Raw genomic sequence first — 18,254 nt, forward strand, 5'->3', positions numbered from 1 at the left:
CTCCTACTCTATGGCTTCTTCAGACTACTCCTCAAAGTCTCGTTCTCAACGACGTGCTTCTTCTCCTCATCAACGGGGGGATAATAAATCGGCTATGGGGCGGAAAAAAAACACCGTTGGGGGTCAACGGCGAAAGTCTACATCACGGAATACCGTGACCGTTGCGCCATCAACTGTGTCTCCAAAGCCAGGAAGAATCTCCATACCTTATCCTCGTAAATGCGATCGCAGTCGTTTAATATTAGTTTGGTTCATTATATTAGGTGGAATTTTAGGTTTAGCCCTAAATTTATTTCGCTTACAAATTGGTCAAGACTCTTCCTTTCTCAGAGAAAAAGCTAAAACACAACAAGAACAACGAATTTTACCTTTTGTTCCTCGCCGTCCCATTACGGATAAAAACGGAAATATTCTAGCTTTAGATCGGCGAGTTTATACCCTTTATGCTCATCCTAAACTCTTTAAACAATCTCCAACGGAAATTGCGGAAAAGTTAGCTCCTGTGTTGGTAAGAGAAGACTTCACGACACCGAATGCTAACGAACTTGTTCAACTATTTAGTACCTTACCGAGTGGGATTAAAGTAGCAGATTTTATTCCTGAAGAAGTCTCAAACCGCATTCAAAATTTAGGGTTTGATGGATTAGAATTACTAGAAAATCGTCAACGACTTTATCCTCAACAGGATATTACTGCCGATGTCGTGGGTTATATTAATCCTGAAGGCAAAGGTCAAGCGGGAATAGAATACAGTCAGGAAAGTTTATTAGAGCGTACCATGCCCTCTTTGTCCTTTCAACGCGCAGCAAATGGGGCTTGGGTTCCTGAACAAATTGCCACCGGATTTATTCCCGTTGATGATTTACAATTACGGCTAACCATTGACACTTCTTTACAACGAATTGCCCGTAAAGCACTGCAAAAAAATGTTCAAGAATATAAAGCTAAACGGGGAACAGTTATTGTCATGGATGCCAGCGATGGCTCAGTCTTAACCCTTGTCAATGAACCGTCTTATAATCCTAATCAATATTATAAATTTGACTTAGAACGCTTCAAAAATTGGGCTTTAACAGACCTTTATGAACCCGGTTCAACCTTTAAACCCATTAACGTCGCTTTAGCCTTAGAAGCCGGAGCCATTCAAGCGGATACGGTGATTAATGATGAAGGGAATATTCAAGTCGGAGGCTGGCCGATTCAAAATGCTGACGGTGCTGCTAGAGGGGCCATTAATATTACGGATGTGGTGAAATATTCTAGCAACGTGGGGATGGTTAGGATTATGCAACGCCTGGAGCCAGAGGTGTTTTATGAAGGCTTAAAACGCTTAGGTTTAGGAACAACCCTAGGAATTGATTTACCCTTTGCCGCCACCAGTACCCTCAAAACAAAAGAACAATTTGTCTCCGCCGCCATTGAACCCGCAACCACCGCTTTTGGTCAAGGATTTTCCATTACTCCCATTCAGTTAGCTCAACTTCATAGTCTTTTAGCCAATGGCGGTAAACTCGTAACCCCCCACGTTGTTCAAGGGTTATATAACAGTAAAGGTCAACTGTATTGGAAACTCCCCCTTCCTGAACCGAAACAGGTGTTTTCCGATGAAACCGCCAATGCTGTTTTAAAAATGATGGAAAGTGTCGTTAAAGAAGGGGGAACCGGGACAAGAGCCGCAATTGAAGGCTATCGAATTGGGGGAAAAACCGGGACGGCTCAAAAAGCATCTCCCGATGGCGGCTATTCCTCTAATGCTTTAATTACCAGTTTTGTCGGGATTTTAAGTGTTGACCATCCCCGTTATGTTGTGGTCGCGGTGGTGGATGAACCCCTGGAAGGTCGCGCCGGAGGAATTGTTACCGCACCCATTGTTAAATCAGTGATGGAAGGGTTAATTCATCTGGAAAAAGTTCCACCCTCAGAAATTCCCGATCCGTAGAAGAGGAGCAGGGGGAGTAGGAGGAGCAGGGTAAATATAGAAGAAAAAATCTTAGCTGAGGAAGAAAAGGGATAATCTTGGGTTAAATTAAGATCCAGGAGTCAGTTGCCACTGGGTGAACTCTGTCTTTACCCAGCCATCAAAAACTCAGGGCGAGGCGACACGACTTAATGAAAACACGCTCTGTTTCAACTGATAAGGGTTTAGGAGGGCTGCTGTGCCAACAAACCAAGACCAAAAGATCTTTGCTATCTTCATGGAAGAAGCTGAGGAGCGTCTTGAAACCCTGCAAACGGGGCTAACAGAGCTACCTGCAATTATGGCTGATGCTGACCGGGAGCGTGTAACGGCCATCTATCGGGCTGCCCACTCCATTAAAGGAGCCGCCGCGATGTTGATGGACAAGATGCCCAGTCTCACCAGTATTAATAAGGTGTCCAAGCGCTTAGAAGATTGTTTTAAGATGGTGAAGGACACTCCACTTAAAATTGATGATACAACCCAAACCCTCTATACTAAAGGGTTTGCAGTGCTGAAAAATTTAATTGATCGCGCAGCAAGTCCAGCAGGGCTTTCCGAAGAAATGGGGGAGAAAATTCTACAAGCTTCTCTTCCTGTTTATGATAAGTTGGAAAATAACTTAAAAGGCTTGATGAGTGGTAAAGCACCCGCAGCAACAGCCCCAGCAGCAGCTGCGACCGGAACACCTGGGGTTGCTAATGCTGTTAATCAAGTCATGACGGTTCTTAAACCGATGTTGCAGGGATTTAAACAAGCAGAATCTCCAGAATCTCGTAAACAATTGGCAGGTTTGTGCGCTCGTTTAACGAAAATTGGAGTCGGAATTGAACCTTGGCAAACCTTAGTTAAAACGGCTCATGGTGCGATCGCTAATCCTAAAAATTCTTTTAAAGTTTTAGCGAATCCAATTATTAACGAGTTAAAGCAAGGAGCCGAACTCTTACAAGCTGGAAAAGCGAATACAATTGCTCCGAGTGCGGCGTTATCAACCTTAGCTGGAGCTAAAGCAACCGCTAAACCTGCCTCTGGAGAAATTACAATTCCGGCTGATCCGAAAGAGGTGGTTAAAGTTCTCTTAAAAACGTTTAATAAACAACAATTACAAGCGATCGCTCAATTGTTAATTAAACACGTTAAATCCTAAAAAACACTCTTTTAGACTATTCCATTTGGGGATATTCTTCCCATAAAGATGTTGTAGATCGCAAACTTAGGTAATTACCATTTCCTAAAATAATATGATCTAAAAGTGGAATCGATAAAAATTGCGCCCCTTGTAAGAGTTGACGAGTTAAATTAATATCTTCTGAACTGGGTTCTACATTCCCCGACGGATGATTATGTGCCAAAATTGCCCGTGTTGCGCCACTTTTTAAGACTTCTCGAAAAATATCACGGGGATGGGCGATAGTTTCCGTTGCACTGCCAATGGTAATCACTTGAGTTCCTAAAAGGCGATGTTTGACATCCAACAACAACACCGCAAATCGTTCCTGGGGTTGCCACATTAAATCATGACTTAACGCATCCGCCGCCGCTTGGGGTGTCTCAATGATAGCTAAATCAGGCGGTTTAGACTGAAAAACGCGCTTTCCTAACTCCACCGCCGCTAAAATAGTCGTGGCTTTTGCTGTCCCGATGCCATGAATTTGAGTTAATTCGTGAACCCCAATATCTCGGAGTACCGATAAGGGATCTCGCTGATGCTGACTTAACTGGTTTAACACATATTGTCCTAAACCTACCGCCGATAATTTTCCTTTTCCCTGACCTGTTCCCAACAGAATTGCAATCAATTCAGCCGTTGCTAAATTTCTGGAGCCGATGGCCATTAGTCGTTCACGGGGACGCTCATCACTGGGCAAATCAGCAATTCTGAGGCTATAGGTCATTTGGGCAGCACCCCACCAACGCAAAATGTATGGTATTAAATATTACTAAATTTTTTCCATAAGTTCAAGGTGAATCTAGCTTAAAGTTCGCGACTTTCAAAGGTTTTCCTCAAATTAAGTCTCCGCAATTCTAACTCGCGCTTGTAACAAAAGTGAAGTTTATAACACCAACAAGGCGGAACGCTTTTGAGGTGGGTCTTCTGACTGCTATTGTTGATCAACGTGAAAGTTTCAATGGGTTTCGACGACCTTAACAGCATCACCGACCTGAATTGTCCCGGTATTTCGAGGAATCATATTAAAACCAAACATGACGCCGCGCGGCTGTTGTCGAAAGGTTGCTAAGGTTTTCAAGGGTTCTTTTAATTCATTGCGATCGCCACTTTTTTGATTGGTTGTTGTTACAATACAACGGCTACAGGGTTTGACTAAATCAAAATAAACCTCTCCCATTAAAATTGTTTTCCAATTATCTTCAATAAAGGGTTGATTGGTATCGATCACAATATTAGGCCGAAATCGATTCATTGGAATTTCTTGTGATGATGTTGAATAGGTTTCTTTGAGTTTCCGATTCAATTCTGCTAAAGAAGCCGTATTCGTTAATAAACAAGGATAACCATCGGCAAAACTAACTTGATTATTAGGATTAACGGCATAATTCGGATCAACAGGTCGAATAAAATTAGGAGATTGTCGCATTAACCGAAAATAAGGTTGTTCATCTTGTTTTAAAGCGTATTGTAACCAATCTGCAACAGCATCTCCTTGATCAATCGCAACAGTTTGATCCCGCCAAACTTGTACAGTTTTGCAGGTTCCTGTTAATGTCGGTTGCAGTTTAAACGGTTCAATTTCTTGATCGTCAACCGACAATTCAATCTGATTCTCTAATTGTTGAACTCGAATTTTAGTTAATTGGGGATAAGTTCTCTGGGTAACAAACTGACCGGATTCATCAACCCACATAAATTCTCGATCCCCGGCTAACCCCTTCAGCGTAACTTCAGCTTGGTTTAGGGCAATTTTGCCACAGGATTTAATCGGATAAATAAAAAGTTCCAGCAGATTCATCAATCAGATCTCCATAATAATCTAATCGCTATTTTAGGACTAACTCATCTATAGTAAGTCTAAATGAATTGTACACTCATCATGATCAAAATTATTAACCCTAAAAATTCAGTGTGTAGGGGCGAGGCGCGCCTCGCCCCTAGATTGTTCGGATTTATAGCTATTTCTATAAATAAATTTTTATTGGGGATTTTTAGATATTTAATATTAATAAAGGAGAATAGGAAACCCCAAAATATTATAATTTTCTGTTCCCTATTCTCAGCTTACTGTTCCCTTATTGATAAGCTTCCATTGGCAAACAAGAACAAACAAAATTGCGATCGCCAAAAGCATTATCAATGCGTCCCACAGACGGCCAGAATTTATGTTCCTTTGTCCAGGGTGCAGGATAGGCTGCTTGTTCACGGGAATAGGGGTGATTCCATTCGCCACAAATTAACGATGCTGCGGTATGAGGAGCATTTTTTAACAAGTTATTTGTGGCATCCATAACCCCAGATTCAATTTCAGAAATCTCCGCACGAATAGCAATCATGGCATCACAAAATCGATCTAATTCTGCTTTAGATTCGCTTTCAGTGGGTTCTACCATCATGGTTCCCGCCACAGGCCAAGAAACCGTTGGCGCATGAAATCCATAATCCATTAAACGCTTGGCAATATCATCAACTTCAATGGCTGCGGATTTCTTCACAGAACGCAAATCTAAAATACATTCATGGGCAACAAATCCCTGATTTCCTTTGTACAAAATTGGGTAATATTCATCTAAACGACGGGCAATATAATTAGCATTTAAAATTGCCACTTTTGTCGCTTCTGTTAATCCTTTTGCCCCCATCATGGCAATATACATCCAAGAAATCACCAGAATACTCGCACTCCCCCAAGGGGCGGCAGAAACCGCCCCAATTCGGTCATTTCCTTCTAATTCCACCACTACATGACCAGGGAGAAAGGGAACTAAATGAGACGCCACCCCAATTGGCCCCATTCCTGGCCCACCACCACCGTGAGGAATACAGAAGGTTTTATGCAGGTTTAGGTGGCAGACATCGGCCCCAAAATCCCCTGGACGACATAACCCCACTTGGGCGTTCATATTTGCCCCATCCATATAAACTTGTCCACCATTAACATGAATGATATTACAAATCTCTTGAATTCCGGTTTCAAATACCCCATGAGTTGAGGGATAAGTTATCATTAATACCGCTAAATTATCTCGATGTTTTTCAGCTTTAGCTTGCAGATCAGCAATATTAATATTGCCTTGGTTATCACAGACAACAGGAACAACTTTAAACCCGCACATCACAGCACTTGCCGGGTTTGTGCCATGAGCAGATTCAGGAATTAAACAAATATTCCGGTGAATTTCTCCTCGATTTTCATGATATTGACGGATGACTAATAATCCGGCATATTCACCTTGAGAACCTGCATTCGGTTGTAATGAAATCCCGGCAAATCCTGTAATTTCAGCCAACCAATTTTCTAACTGTTCAAATAGAATTTGATAGCCCTGAGTTTGTGATTTTGGGGCGAAAGGATGCAGTTTTCCAAATTCTGGCCAAGTCACCGGAATCATTTCGGCGGTTGCATTCAATTTCATCGTACAGGAACCCAAGGGAATCATCGAGGTATTTAACGATAAATCCTTGGTTTCTAAGCGATGAATATAACGTAAGAGTTCTGTTTCGGAATGGTAACTGTTAAAAACGGGATGGGTTAAATAGGCAGATTGACGAGTAAAGGGAGTAAGATTATCTGAGGCTTTCAACACCTCTTCAATGGTAAAAGGTAACTCAGATTCCCCAAAGATTGACCACAAATCCATAACATCTTGAATGGTTGTGGTTTCATCTAAACTAATCCCAACGGTTTGAGCATCAATGATGCGGAGGTTAATTTCTTTCTCTTCGGCTGCTGACAGAATTTCCGTTAAAGATTTTTTCCCTAATTCTACTTTAATTGTATCAAAAAAGGGTTCTGTTCCGATTGAATAACCTAAACGTTTTAACCCTTCTGCTAAGGTTAGAGTTAATTGATGAATAGTTTGGGCAATTTGTTGAAGTCCAGACGGCCCATGATAGACCGCATATAAACTTGCAATCACCGCCAATAAAACTTGGGCGGTACAAATATTACTGGTGGCTTTATCACGGCGAATATGTTGTTCACGGGTTTGTAAAGCTAACCGTAACGCCGGGTTTCCTTGGGAATCTTTAGAAACACCGACCATCCGCCCTGGAACGTTACGTTTATACGCTTCTTTGGTGGCAAAATAAGCCGCATGGGGGCCACCATAACCCAGGGGAACGCCTAACCGTTGGGTACTTCCGACTGCAATATCTGCTCCGAATTCCCCAGGTGGAGTTAACAGCGTTAAACTTAAAATATCCGCCGCCACTGTAACTAAAGCATTGTGTTGATGGGCGGTTTCAATAAAATTACAATAGTCATAAATTGCCCCATCACTCGCTGGATATTGCAGTAAACATCCAAAAATAGGAGTATTAAAATCAAACGTGCGGTGATCTCCAATAATAATATCAATGCCTAATGGAATTGCACGGGTTTTGACGACATCAAGGGTTTGAGGATGGCAATCTTGAGAAACAAAAAATCCGTTAGCTTTGGCTTTAGAAACCGCATAACTCAGACTCATCGCTTCCGCAGCCGCCGTTGCTTCATCTAATAAAGAAGCATTCGCAATTTCTAATCCGGTTAATTCAATAATCAGGGTTTGAAAGTTCAGTAAAGCTTCTAAACGACCTTGGGCAATTTCCGCTTGATAGGGAGTATAAGCCGTATACCAACCGGGGTTTTCTAATATATTTCGTTGAATCACACCCGGTGTGATACAATCAGAATAACCCATGCCAATAAAAGAACGATAAACTTTATTTTGAGAAGCGATCGCTTTTAATTGGTTTAGGGCTGCATATTCACTGAAAGCTTCGGGTAATTTTAAGCTTTGATTGAGGCGAATTGTTGAGGGAATGGTTTGATCAATTAAATCCTCTAAACTAGAAACCCCCAATAATTTTAACATTTGTTGAATTTCATCACCATTGGGGCCTAAATGCCGTTGAACAAACCCCTCTTGTCCCGTAGTTTGTGGGGATTTTCCGTTATCCGTAGCCACAGAAGATGACATCGTTTCAGTCTGGGTGTTTGCTGGGGAAGTAATCTCTAACATGAAACTCCGAATGAGGGTTGACGGTTAATAAACAACCAGATATGAGGGTTGATACCCGGTGGAAAAATCCTGTAAACCCTTGATACAATCAGATTCTCAGGTTCAGCTTGAACCGAATCTAAAGTAACAACTGTTTACATTATCTTAAAAATAGTTTACCAAAAGTTGAGATAGGCTGTAGCGGAATCGGAACTTGTATCTGACCTCACCTCTAGGAAGGTTAACGGTTAGTCCGTGTGTCGCACTCAAGTTGATGGATTCAGCTACAATTGATTATTGGTATTAATTTCTTCCTGTTTCTGAATAGAAAGTCAGCGTCCGCTGTTTGATGGGAAACTGTATAAATGGTGCGTGCGCTGCGCTTACACACCCTACGATTATGAATATTATTGAGATTATTAAACAAGATTATCAACAATTTCCTGATCATCAAAGCTATGATATTTATGCTGATAACGTTTATTTTAAAGACCCCATGAATCAATTTAATGGGTTAGAACGTTATCAACAAATGATTGGATTTATGAAAACTTGGTTTTGGGATATTCAACTGGATTTACATAGTATTACTCAAACTGAGAATTTAATAGAAACCCGTTGGACACTGAGTTGGACAACTCCCCTCCCCTGGAAACCTAGAATTTCTATCCCTGGACGGAGTGAACTCAAATTAAACCCCAATAACCTGATTGAAAGCCATATCGACTATTGGGACTGTTCGCGCTTGGACGTAGTGAAACAGCTATTCTTGCTAAAAACCCGCTAAAGTTAAAGAATGTAAACAAATTTTAAGCTTAAAATCGTATGCGCGTAATCTTAATGACGGGTAAAGGTGGCGTCGGTAAAACCTCCGTTGCGGCTGCAACAGGCTTACGCTGTGCGGAGTTGGGACATAAAACCCTAGTATTGAGTACCGACCCCGCCCACTCCCTCGCCGATAGCTTTGATATGGAGTTAGGGCACGAACCCCGTCAAGTCCGACCCAACCTTTGGGGGGCTGAATTGGACGCCTTGATGGAACTTGAAGGCAACTGGGGGGCGGTGAAACGCTATATTAGTCAGGTATTACAGGCGCGAGGACTCGATGGAGTCCAGGCGGAAGAATTAGCGATTTTACCGGGGATGGATGAAATTTTCGGGTTGGTGCGGATGAAGCGCCATTATGATGAGGGAGATTTTGAGATCTTAATTATTGATTCTGCCCCAACGGGAACGGCGTTGAGATTATTAAGTTTACCGGAAGTGGGCGGTTGGTATATGAGAAAATTTTACAAACCGTTACAAGGAATGTCGGTGGCGTTGCGTCCTTTGTTTGAACCGATTTTTAAACCGTTAACGGGGTTTTCTTTACCGGATAAAGAAGTGATGGATGCCCCTTATGATTTTTATGAAAAAATTGAAGCTTTAGAAAAAGTATTAACCGATAATATGCAAACCTCGGTGCGTTTAGTGACAAACCCTGAAAAAATGGTAATTAAGGAATCTTTACGCGCCCATGCCTATTTAAGTTTGTATAATGTTTCGACGGATTTAGTGATTGCTAATCGCATTATTCCTGAAGAAGTTACCGATCCCTTTTTCAAAAAATGGAAAGAAAATCAACAACAATATCGTCAAGAAATTCATGATAACTTCACTCCCTTACCCGTTAAGGAAGTTCCGTTATTTCCACAAGAATTATGTGGGTTTGAAGCTTTGGAACGGTTGAAAGATACCTTATATAAAGATGAAGATCCGAGTCAAGTTTACTATAAAGAAAATACCGTTCGAGTCGTGGAGGACAAAAATCAATATACGTTAGAATTGTATTTACCTGGAATTCCGAAAGAACAAATTCAACTCAATAAAACCGGAGATGAACTGAATATTAGAATTGGCAATCATCGGCGGAATTTAGTGTTACCCCAAACTCTAGCTATGTTGCAACCATCGGGAGCTAAAATGGAAGACGATTATTTGAAAATTAAGTTTTCTAATGGGGTGAAGGTGTAAATTTTAGAAACCAGGTTACTCAAAGAAACCTGGTTTCTAGGATGGAATTAATCAAAACTTATAGATTATGAAAATTAAACAATTAAAAATCAAATCTTTTCGAGGTATTAACGAGTTAACCCTAGATTTTGAAACAGATTCACCCACTGTTTTAATTGGGACTAATGGTTCTGGAAAGTCGAGTATTCTTGAATGTTTATCCATTCTGCTATCCTGGTTTACAGCACGAATTCAAAACCCCCAAAGTTCAGGACGTTCTTTTGAAGAAACTGATATTAAAAATGACCAGAGACAAACTCATAATATTATTACTGTGGATTTCTGTAATTCAAAGAATGTTAATTGGTCTGTTGTTGGTGTTAGGAAGGGATATAGTAGAGATATTAACAGTTCATTTGTAGAGCTAAAACAAATTATTGATCAAATTCACAGTTCAGTAGAGGGGGAAAATTTATCATTACCTGTTGTTGTCTACTATCCGACAAATCGGGCTGTTCTTGATATTCCTTTAAGAATTAGAAATAAACATTCTTTTGCACAAATTGAAGCCTACGAAGAAGCATTAACCGGAGGACAAATTGATTTTAGGCGCTTTTTTGAATGGTTTCGAGATCGAGAAGATTTGGAAAACGAACGACGTCTTAATGATCATCCTAGTTATAGAGATCATCAATTAGAAGCAGTCAGAAAAGCTTATGAAGTTTTTATGAATGGGTTTTCTAACTTACGAGTACAGCGTTCACCCTTACGCATGACTTTACAGAAACAGGGTGAAGAACTAATTATTAATCAACTTTCTGATGGGGAAAAATGTTTATTAGCTTTGGTCAGTGATTTAGCAAGACGTTTAGCGATCGCTAATCCGAATTTATCAGAACCTTTACAGGGAAAAGGAGTGATTCTTATTGATGAAATAGAGCTTCATCTTCACCCAAAATGGCAACAAAATATTATTCCAGCTTTAACCCAAACCTTCCCAAATTGTCAGTTTATTGTTTCCACACATTCACCTTTAGTAATCAGTCATGTTGACTGGGTTCATTTATTGTGTGTGACACCGAATGGTATAATTGTGGAACGGTTAAGATCCTACGGAAAAGATAGTAACCGAATTTTGGAAACGTTGATGGATTCTTCAGAACGTCCTATTGAGATTCAAGAAGATTTTCTAGAACTATTTCGCCTAATTGATGGGGATAGATTGGAAGATGCCAAAAGATCACTTCAACAACTGCGGGATAAATTGGGAGAAGAAGATCCTAAATTTGTCAGGGCTGATGGATTAAGGCTAAATTTTATAGTCACTTAGACGAAAAGGAACCTTATCAACCTTTTTGTGTTGCTATTTTGTACTCTTTGAGAGCTTATTTTGGGATTGAATTGTAATAAAAAATTATCTATTGCTAATGTTTATAAGGTGCGTGCGCGATCGCTTACGCACCCTACTTTTATGTTTTAATAAAGGGTTCAAAAACTGATAATAATTCGGGTTGACTTACCACTAATGTCGGATAGGATTGAGTGCCATAATCTCGTCCAATTTCTAAGGGAAAAGGTTCGGGAGAAAGCGGACACCAAACCGCACCTGCTGCTTTAACAATCACCCAACTTCCGGCGATATCCCAAATTTTAGGAGTGGCTTCAACACCCCCTAATGTAGCCCCGACAGCCACCGTGAGGAAATTATAAGCCGCCATGCCTAACATCCGAATTTTACACGGAATTTGGGGTGCGATCGCAATACTTCGAGAACATAAGTTAAAAAAGTGATTAGAACTTAACGCATCAGAACTCGCGTAAATAGATTGACCGTTTAAAAACGCTCCATCTGAGCCCGTTAAACTTGATGATCCTAACCAAAACCCGTGAAAGGTTTGGTTTAAAGGCGGTAAATGAATCAAACCAAAAACCGGATTTCCTTGATACAGTAATCCCAAAGAAATCCCCCAAATGGGAATTCCTCTGGCGAAATTCGTTGTCCCATCTAAGGGATCAATCACCCAACACCAATCTGTATTCGGAAAAATATGTTCCGCTTCTTCACTGAGCACCCCATGTTCAGGAAATGTGGTGGCGATGCGCTTGCGAATTTCAAGATCAGCCCATTGGTCAGACCGGGTAACTAAACTCCCATCGGCTTTTTCCGAAGCTTGGACTTTGCCAAAATCAAGCATTAACTGTTGTCCAACATCCTTAGCCGTTGTTGTGGCAAAATTCAAAATTTGATTCCAAAAATTACTCATAATTTCCTAAACTAATTTGACACTTCCACGACTCCATGACGTTAAAATCGTGGGATTCTCACTCTTATTGCCCTCTTGATATCCTTTCACTCAAATTAATTGAGTAGGTTTTGGCAAGTTTCGACCTACCTATTATTACTAATATTGCTTGCGGTTTGCAAATTTCGATAACTGGGAGCTACAGAGTTGGCTATTTCAACTTAAGTTAACGCGAAAGCCATTAAATCTTCCTCTAGCTAGAGAACTAATTCCTTTGAAATTGATGAGATCAAAACAAAAGAGAATTAGACAATATGCGCCAATTACTTGTACAAGTTCCCCGTGGGTGGGGTAAAACGGTTCTCGATATTGCTCAAGATAGCAAAGGTACAAATTTAGTTCAATTTGAAGCTTATAGCGACGATCAACCCATTGATGTTGTGATTGTTCACGTTTCTAATCAAAAAGTAGGAAAACTACTCGACCAGTTAGAACAAATCGATAACTTACATATCTCCATGTTTCCCCATGGGGTGATCGCTCTGAAACCTCCGGCTTGGGAAACTGCCCAACAAGTTACCAATGTACAGGAACGTAGCCCCATCGAGGTCTTTATTGGAGGTTTACAAAGTATTGGCTCCTGGCGGGGCTTTTTAGGCTATGCAGCGACGGCGGGTATTGTCGTTTGGATTGGTTTATATACCAATACGATTTATCTGCTCACCGCAGCTATGTTAATCGCCCCCTTTGCAGGGCCAGCAATGAATGTGGCGATCGCAACGGCTAAAGGAGACAAAATATTACTCAAACGGTCTTTATTGCGCTATTTTGCTGCCTTACTGGTGACAATTTTAGTGACTGCTTTCCTGAGTTTGATATTTCAGCAACAAATTCCGACAAGTTTAATGGTTGAAAATAGCCAGATTTCCACCGTGAGTGTGCTGATTCCCATTGCGGCTGGAATTGCAGGTGCAGTTAATTTAATGCAATCGGAAAGAAGTAGTTTAGTCTCCGGCGCCGCAACCGGAATGTTAGTCGCCGCATCCTTAGCACCGCCTGCTGGATTAGTAGGAATGGCCGGGGCCATTGGTCGATGGGATATGAGTATTAACGGCATCTTTCTGCTGCTGTTGCAATTGGTTGGAATTAATTTATCCGCCTCAATTATTTTCAGAATCTATGGTTTATCGTCTCACGGAGTACGCTACCAACGGGGTCAAAAATGGTTATTTCCCACTTCTTTGATCGTAACCTTTATAGGACTCATCAGTTTATTAACTTGGCAATTATCGAGTTCTCCCGCATTGCAACGGTCTAGCCGTTCTCAACGGGCAACGGCTCAAATTCAAAAAGCAGTCAGTGAGAGTGATCTCGCAGAATTAATTGAAGCCAATGTGCGTTTTACTCGTCCGAGTATTAACGATCAAAACACCTTACTAGGGGTCGTTTATGTGCAACGTCAATCTGGTGTCACCGCATCGGATCAAGAAATTCGTCAACGCCTGACCCAGATCATTCAAAATCGTTTAGTTCAACAAGGGTTTAATGTCACCCCTTTGATTGATGTTAGCGTACTAAACTCTCCAGAGAATAGTCAATAAGGCTAAGAACTGAAAGCACTAAAAATGATTGAATTATGTCAACACAAACGACCAAACCCCAAAACCAACATTGCCCCTACAATCAATTAGAGGTCACAGCAGTTGTACAATTGATTTAGACTAACTATAACTTCTCTAAAATCTTAAAATAATGCTTTTGAATATCTTGGCGATCGCTTTCTTCAGATAAAGCTTCGTCACTTCCTTTTTTAATCATTTCAGCATGGTGTAATAGTAGGTCTTTTTGACTTTGGTTTTGAACATGACTAGCAATAATCGCCAGAGCTTGTAATAACTGAATAGTTACTCCTACCATCGATTGACTATTGCAAGTTGAATTAAACGATGTTGGTTAATGGCTTGAATATAACCACTTTTTAAGGATTGAATAGAGCAAGAATGGGCATGAAAATCATCTAATATGCTTTGGCTAACGGGGGGATGATGGACGGATTCACCTTCCCCTATTTTTTCAGGAAATAACCGTTCAATCGCAGAATTCAAGTCTTGAGTAACTTCAGTAATCACGTTTTCTGCTTGAATCGAATTAGCAACATGATCAATAAAATAAATCAGGACAGCAATACTAGCAAGGGCTAATAAAACACTACAGGTAACTGATAAATGGGGAACAAATTCATTATCTTCTTCGGTTCTAATGGTTCGTAAGATTAATAAGCAATAAATAAACGTAGAAATAAACGTACCCAGAACCACTTGATTTCCGATATCCCGCATAAAGTTACGCAACAAACGGGGGCCAAATTGAGATGAAGCAAGCTGTAATGCGACAATTGTAATTGAGAAAGTTGTAACCGCGACAGTCATCATAGAACTAGCTATGGTAGACAGAATTGCTCTAGCTCCCTCTGGCCCACGAGTGTAAGTCCAGCTAAATCGATCAATCACAATTACCCCTAATTCATCTAATGTAATTGTTGTGAAAGCTAACGTAATTGCCAGACTTACCATTAATGTAGGTACAAACCAAAAGCTAGAACGCAGTGAATTCCAAACTAGGCTGAAATAAGTTTTCATAAGTTTTCATTGTGTTAAGAAGGTTCTGGATAATGGCTAGATTAATTTCAGTTGAATCTAACTGAGCCGTCACTGCGAATAGGAATATAGCAGGCATTGTTTTACCCAAATCTGCCTTATACGCTATAGCGAAGATCAGCAAAGATTCTTCTACCTAGAGAACGACTTTTATAATTTCTAACTTCAAAAAAATACCCTCTCTGTGGACAAAAAGTTATTTTTGTGGAACTGTAGGTGATGCTTGTGAGGAGACTGTTAAAAAATCCATCGCTAATCAGCAGATTGAATGCACATTTAGGTCTTTCACTTACCCAGGCTTGAAGGCAATGGGCTTGCGCTTTTCTGGTTATAATTAAAAACAATCCAGATAAAAACTATTCAGTTAAACCGCTTATGCTGTTGAAATCGACCACTCGCCATATCCATATTTATACGGCGGAAATTCAAAATGAAGAGTTAGTGGACAGCGAACAAGTCCTCACCTTGGATGTTGATCCCGACAATGAATTTAACTGGAATGATCAAGCTTTGCAACAGGTCTATCGAAAATTTGACGAGTTAGTCGAAGTCTTTAATGGCGAAGACCTCACGGAGTATAATTTACGTCGGATTGGATCAGATTTAGAACATTTGGTGCGATCGCTGATCCAAGCGGGTGAAATTAGCTATAACCTCAACTCCCGTGCTGTGAACTATAGTATGGGATTACCGAGAGTCAGTAGTTAAGCTGTGGAACAGGCATCTTGCCTGTTAAGTCTTGCCTGTTAAGTCTTGCCTGTTAAGTCTTGCCTGTTAAGTCTTGCCTGTTAAGTCTTGCCTGTTAAGTCTTGCCTGTTAAGTCTTGCCTGTTAAGTCTTGCCTGTTAAGTCTGGCTCGCCAACAGTCAATACTAAACGGGATGATCAGGATCAACATCCGAAAGATCGGGTTTGTGATTGGATGCAGAAGATTGTTTTTGCGATCGCTGACGTTGTAAAAATTGTTTCATGGACAATTGACGGTTGGTCATGAATCGATTCCAAGCACCGGGAAAAAACTGATCCATCGTTTCAATTAATGCCCAAACCTCCAAATTAATCATTTGGTAGTAGTGACCGTGAGACTGTTTCAATTCAGTGAGCCGTTCATTAATTTCCAAATACGGTAAGAATTTAGGGTCATTGGACGGGTTAGGGGGAGAATGACTCATGAGGTGAGTAGCCTTAAATGATGTTAATTCCCAATCGGTGCTAATTTTTAGAGTGAATTGTACTTTTTAGAATGGGGCATCTACTGCACATCTATTGTGATTCTCTGTTGTCACCTCGTACCGATGGGGTAGAGAGTAACGCTGATCTGTTAGATAATCTATAACAAGAAACGCAATCCTGTTGTAGCGTAGAAACATCATGATCAGAGTCAAGGCACGCTGTTAGGCGAGTCTTTACGAAGCTAACCTCCTAGAGGTAAACCATCCCAATTTTAGACGATGATCGTTGAGTGGCAACAGAGGCGTGAGGAAACCAAATGCAAAATGCTGTGGCAAAACACTATCTGTGGGCTGTAGGTGAAGGGATCGAAGCAGTACCTTCGGGAACGCTGATCGCCGAGCGCTACCTCCTCAAAAGCAGCAAAATTGTGGTTGATACTCGACCCGAACTGCTGCCGGAAATACCAAGCGAAATTTCTGATCAAATTGCCCCCTATCTGAAATTATTTTCCTATCGGTTGCATATTCCGCAGGTATATGGAATTATCTCCCCCACGAAAGGGGCCAAGAATAAATCCATCATCCTGTTAGAAAAAGGGCCAATTGCACCCCATGGGGAGACTTTAATGCCAACGTTAACGGCTTTGTGGCCGGATGCGAGTGCGATGCGTCAACTCAATTGGTTGTGGCAAATGGCTCAACTCTGGCAACCGTTTAGCCGTCAAGCTGTCGCTTCGAGTTTGCTGGAGGCTGATTTACTTCGGGTTCAGGGGCCTTTTGTCCGGCTATTGCAATTAAACTTAGATGGACACAATATTTCTCTCACGCAGTTAGGTTATTTTTGGCAACAGTGGGTTCCGACCGCACACCCCCGGATTCAAAAATTCCTCCAACAACTCACCCATCAAATGCTTACGGGAGAGTTACGCACCTCAACTCAATTGATCCAGCAATTGGATCAAGCTCTCTCGATCTGTGGACGAGGGTATCATCGGCGGATTGAAATTGCCACCGGAACAGATGCAGGCCCGACTCGTTCTCACAATGAAGATGCTTGTTATCCCAGTGCACAAACCCCCATCCGAGTCCCCTTAACGGAACCTGCATTGGCTGTTGTTTGTGATGGCATTGGCGGACAGGATGGTGGAGAAGTCGCTTCTTCCATGGCAATTGATGTTTTACGTCAACAGGTGGAACAAATGCCCCTGCATCAAGCCAATTGGGATCCTTTATCTTTAGTTCCTAAATTAAAACGGGCGACTTGTATTGCTAATGATGTCATTTGTCAACGCAATGATGATGAAAACCGTCAGGGTCGCGAACGCATGGGAACCACGCTGGTAATGGCGCTGGCTCATGTTCATGAAATGTATTTAACCCATTTAGGGGATAGTCGCGCCTATTGGGTGAGTCCGAGTGGTTGTCATCAAGTGACGGTGGATGATGATGTGGCGTCTCGACAGGTGCGTTTAGGTTGTGCCCTCTATCGAGATGCTCTCCAACAAGGCGCTTCTGGGGCGTTAATTCAAGCGTTAGGGATTACCTCATCGGTGACACTGCATCCCACAGTACAACGTTTTCCTCTGGATGAAGATTGTGTATTTTTATTATGTTCTGATGGGTTAAGCGATCGCGATCGGGTTGAACAATATTGGGAAACGGAAATTTTACCGATACTGCATCGAGAAGCCGATTTAGGGACAATTCGCGATCGCCTAATTGAGATTGCTAATACTCAAAACGGCCATGATAATGTCACGATTGCTTTATTATTTATTGAAATTGTTCCCAAGGATGATAACGAATCTTTAAAGGAAGTGTCTGTGGCGCCTGTGGTTCCTTTAAACGATGGGTTGGGTGATGATTCTTCCGATACTAATGATGCGGATGATTCATCGATGGAAACAGAAATTGCCCGCGCTCGACAGACAAAACCTGCGATGTCTAGGGTGTGGTTCCTATCCTTGGGAATTGCTATTTTATTGGGAATTTTAGGCGCTTTGCTGTATGGGTTAGGTTTGTTTAACCCCAATGACCCCGAAGCCCAACAAACTACCCCACCGCCCCCTACTAGAACC

General features: G+C 41.4%; 15 protein-coding genes. 8 read left to right on the forward strand and 7 right to left on the reverse strand.

Features of this window, described 5'->3' with window-relative positions:
* The first annotated feature begins 10 nt into the window (after positions 1 to 10).
* Positions 11 to 1,939, forward strand: a complete 1,929-nt coding sequence (locus IQ236_RS24995) for a peptidoglycan D,D-transpeptidase FtsI family protein (protein ID WP_193871789.1) — start codon at positions 11 to 13, stop codon at positions 1,937 to 1,939.
* A 217-nt stretch (positions 1,940 to 2,156) separates the two neighbouring features.
* Positions 2,157 to 3,104: an Hpt domain-containing protein gene (locus tag IQ236_RS25000; protein WP_193871790.1), complete on the forward strand. Its 948-nt coding sequence runs from the start codon at positions 2,157 to 2,159 to the stop codon at positions 3,102 to 3,104.
* A gap of 16 nt (positions 3,105 to 3,120) precedes the next feature.
* On the opposite strand, the gene radC is transcribed toward IQ236_RS25000, so the two are convergent.
* The 3 genes from radC to gcvP form a co-directional block, all read right to left on the reverse strand.
* Entirely contained in the window at positions 3,121 to 3,852 is a 732-nt protein-coding gene (radC, locus tag IQ236_RS25005; protein WP_193871791.1) for a RadC family protein, read from the reverse strand.
* Positions 3,853 to 4,083: 231 nt separating this feature from the next.
* Entirely contained in the window at positions 4,084 to 4,926 is an 843-nt protein-coding gene (locus IQ236_RS25010; RefSeq protein ID WP_193871792.1) for an MOSC domain-containing protein, read from the reverse strand.
* A gap of 277 nt (positions 4,927 to 5,203) precedes the next feature.
* On the reverse strand, positions 5,204 to 8,092 hold the full coding sequence (gcvP, locus tag IQ236_RS25015; protein WP_228041849.1) for an aminomethyl-transferring glycine dehydrogenase: 2,889 nt from the start codon (positions 8,090 to 8,092) through the stop codon (positions 5,204 to 5,206).
* Positions 8,093 to 8,513: 421 nt separating this feature from the next.
* Here gcvP and IQ236_RS25020 point away from each other — a divergent pair, with 421 nt between their 5' ends.
* The 3 genes from IQ236_RS25020 (at position 8,514) to IQ236_RS25030 (ending at position 11,435) form a co-directional block, all read left to right on the forward strand.
* Positions 8,514 to 8,900 carry a DUF2358 domain-containing protein gene (locus IQ236_RS25020; RefSeq protein WP_193871794.1) on the forward strand — a complete coding sequence of 129 codons (387 nt, stop codon included), beginning with the start codon at positions 8,514 to 8,516 and terminating at the stop codon, positions 8,898 to 8,900.
* Between the two features lie 38 nt (positions 8,901 to 8,938).
* On the forward strand, positions 8,939 to 10,126 hold the full coding sequence (locus IQ236_RS25025; RefSeq protein WP_193871795.1) for a TRC40/GET3/ArsA family transport-energizing ATPase: 1,188 nt from the start codon (positions 8,939 to 8,941) through the stop codon (positions 10,124 to 10,126).
* A 67-nt stretch (positions 10,127 to 10,193) separates the two neighbouring features.
* Positions 10,194 to 11,435 (forward strand): AAA family ATPase, encoded by a 1,242-nt coding sequence (locus IQ236_RS25030; protein ID WP_193871796.1) that lies wholly within the window; start codon positions 10,194 to 10,196, stop codon positions 11,433 to 11,435.
* 139 nt (positions 11,436 to 11,574) lie between these two features.
* Here IQ236_RS25030 and IQ236_RS25035 read toward each other — a convergent pair whose 3' ends face one another.
* Positions 11,575 to 12,369, reverse strand: coding sequence for an inositol monophosphatase family protein (locus IQ236_RS25035; protein ID WP_193871797.1), 795 nt, complete (start codon positions 12,367 to 12,369; stop codon positions 11,575 to 11,577).
* A 293-nt stretch (positions 12,370 to 12,662) separates the two neighbouring features.
* Here IQ236_RS25035 and IQ236_RS25040 point away from each other — a divergent pair, with 293 nt between their 5' ends.
* Positions 12,663 to 13,949, forward strand: coding sequence for a DUF389 domain-containing protein (locus IQ236_RS25040; RefSeq protein ID WP_193871798.1), 1,287 nt, complete (start codon positions 12,663 to 12,665; stop codon positions 13,947 to 13,949).
* Between the two features lie 124 nt (positions 13,950 to 14,073).
* Here IQ236_RS25040 and IQ236_RS27910 read toward each other — a convergent pair whose 3' ends face one another.
* Positions 14,074 to 14,265 (reverse strand): hypothetical protein, encoded by a 192-nt coding sequence (locus IQ236_RS27910; protein ID WP_228041850.1) that lies wholly within the window; start codon positions 14,263 to 14,265, stop codon positions 14,074 to 14,076.
* Positions 14,259 to 14,987: a DUF2254 domain-containing protein gene (locus tag IQ236_RS25045; RefSeq protein WP_228041851.1), complete on the reverse strand. Its 729-nt coding sequence runs from the start codon at positions 14,985 to 14,987 to the stop codon at positions 14,259 to 14,261. The genes IQ236_RS27910 and IQ236_RS25045 overlap by 7 nt, the downstream gene beginning before the upstream one ends.
* Positions 14,988 to 15,380: 393 nt before the next feature.
* Here IQ236_RS25045 and ndhM point away from each other — a divergent pair, with 393 nt between their 5' ends.
* Positions 15,381 to 15,713, forward strand: coding sequence for an NAD(P)H-quinone oxidoreductase subunit M (ndhM, locus tag IQ236_RS25055; RefSeq protein ID WP_190517094.1), 333 nt, complete (start codon positions 15,381 to 15,383; stop codon positions 15,711 to 15,713).
* A gap of 163 nt (positions 15,714 to 15,876) precedes the next feature.
* Here ndhM and IQ236_RS25060 read toward each other — a convergent pair whose 3' ends face one another.
* Positions 15,877 to 16,176 carry a hypothetical protein gene (locus tag IQ236_RS25060; RefSeq protein ID WP_193871799.1) on the reverse strand — a complete coding sequence of 100 codons (300 nt, stop codon included), beginning with the start codon at positions 16,174 to 16,176 and terminating at the stop codon, positions 15,877 to 15,879.
* Between the two features lie 317 nt (positions 16,177 to 16,493).
* Here IQ236_RS25060 and IQ236_RS25065 point away from each other — a divergent pair.
* The coding region (locus tag IQ236_RS25065; protein WP_193871800.1) for a PP2C family protein-serine/threonine phosphatase at positions 16,494 to 18,254 on the forward strand (1,761 nt) is incomplete at its 3' end.

The organism is Planktothrix mougeotii LEGE 06226 (genome assembly GCF_015207485.1).
GTDB lineage: Bacteria > Cyanobacteriota > Cyanobacteriia > Cyanobacteriales > Microcoleaceae > Planktothrix.

Coding starts and splice junctions, on each gene's coding strand:
- IQ236_RS27910 (WP_228041850.1), bottom strand. CDS start 14,265: ATGGTAGGAGTAACTATTCAGTTATTACAAGCTCTGGCGATTATTGCT.
- IQ236_RS25025 (WP_193871795.1), top strand. CDS start 8,939: ATGCGCGTAATCTTAATGACGGGTAAAGGTGGCGTCGGTAAAACCTCC.
- IQ236_RS25010 (WP_193871792.1), bottom strand. CDS start 4,926: ATGAATCTGCTGGAACTTTTTATTTATCCGATTAAATCCTGTGGCAAA.
- gcvP (WP_228041849.1), bottom strand. CDS start 8,092: ATGTCATCTTCTGTGGCTACGGATAACGGAAAATCCCCACAAACTACG.
- IQ236_RS25020 (WP_193871794.1), top strand. CDS start 8,514: ATGAATATTATTGAGATTATTAAACAAGATTATCAACAATTTCCTGAT.
- IQ236_RS25040 (WP_193871798.1), top strand. CDS start 12,663: ATGCGCCAATTACTTGTACAAGTTCCCCGTGGGTGGGGTAAAACGGTT.
- IQ236_RS25045 (WP_228041851.1), bottom strand. CDS start 14,987: ATGAAAACTTATTTCAGCCTAGTTTGGAATTCACTGCGTTCTAGCTTT.
- radC (WP_193871791.1), bottom strand. CDS start 3,852: ATGACCTATAGCCTCAGAATTGCTGATTTGCCCAGTGATGAGCGTCCC.
- IQ236_RS25030 (WP_193871796.1), top strand. CDS start 10,194: ATGAAAATTAAACAATTAAAAATCAAATCTTTTCGAGGTATTAACGAG.
- IQ236_RS25060 (WP_193871799.1), bottom strand. CDS start 16,176: ATGAGTCATTCTCCCCCTAACCCGTCCAATGACCCTAAATTCTTACCG.
- IQ236_RS25035 (WP_193871797.1), bottom strand. CDS start 12,369: ATGAGTAATTTTTGGAATCAAATTTTGAATTTTGCCACAACAACGGCT.
- IQ236_RS24995 (WP_193871789.1), top strand. CDS start 11: ATGGCTTCTTCAGACTACTCCTCAAAGTCTCGTTCTCAACGACGTGCT.
- ndhM (WP_190517094.1), top strand. CDS start 15,381: ATGCTGTTGAAATCGACCACTCGCCATATCCATATTTATACGGCGGAA.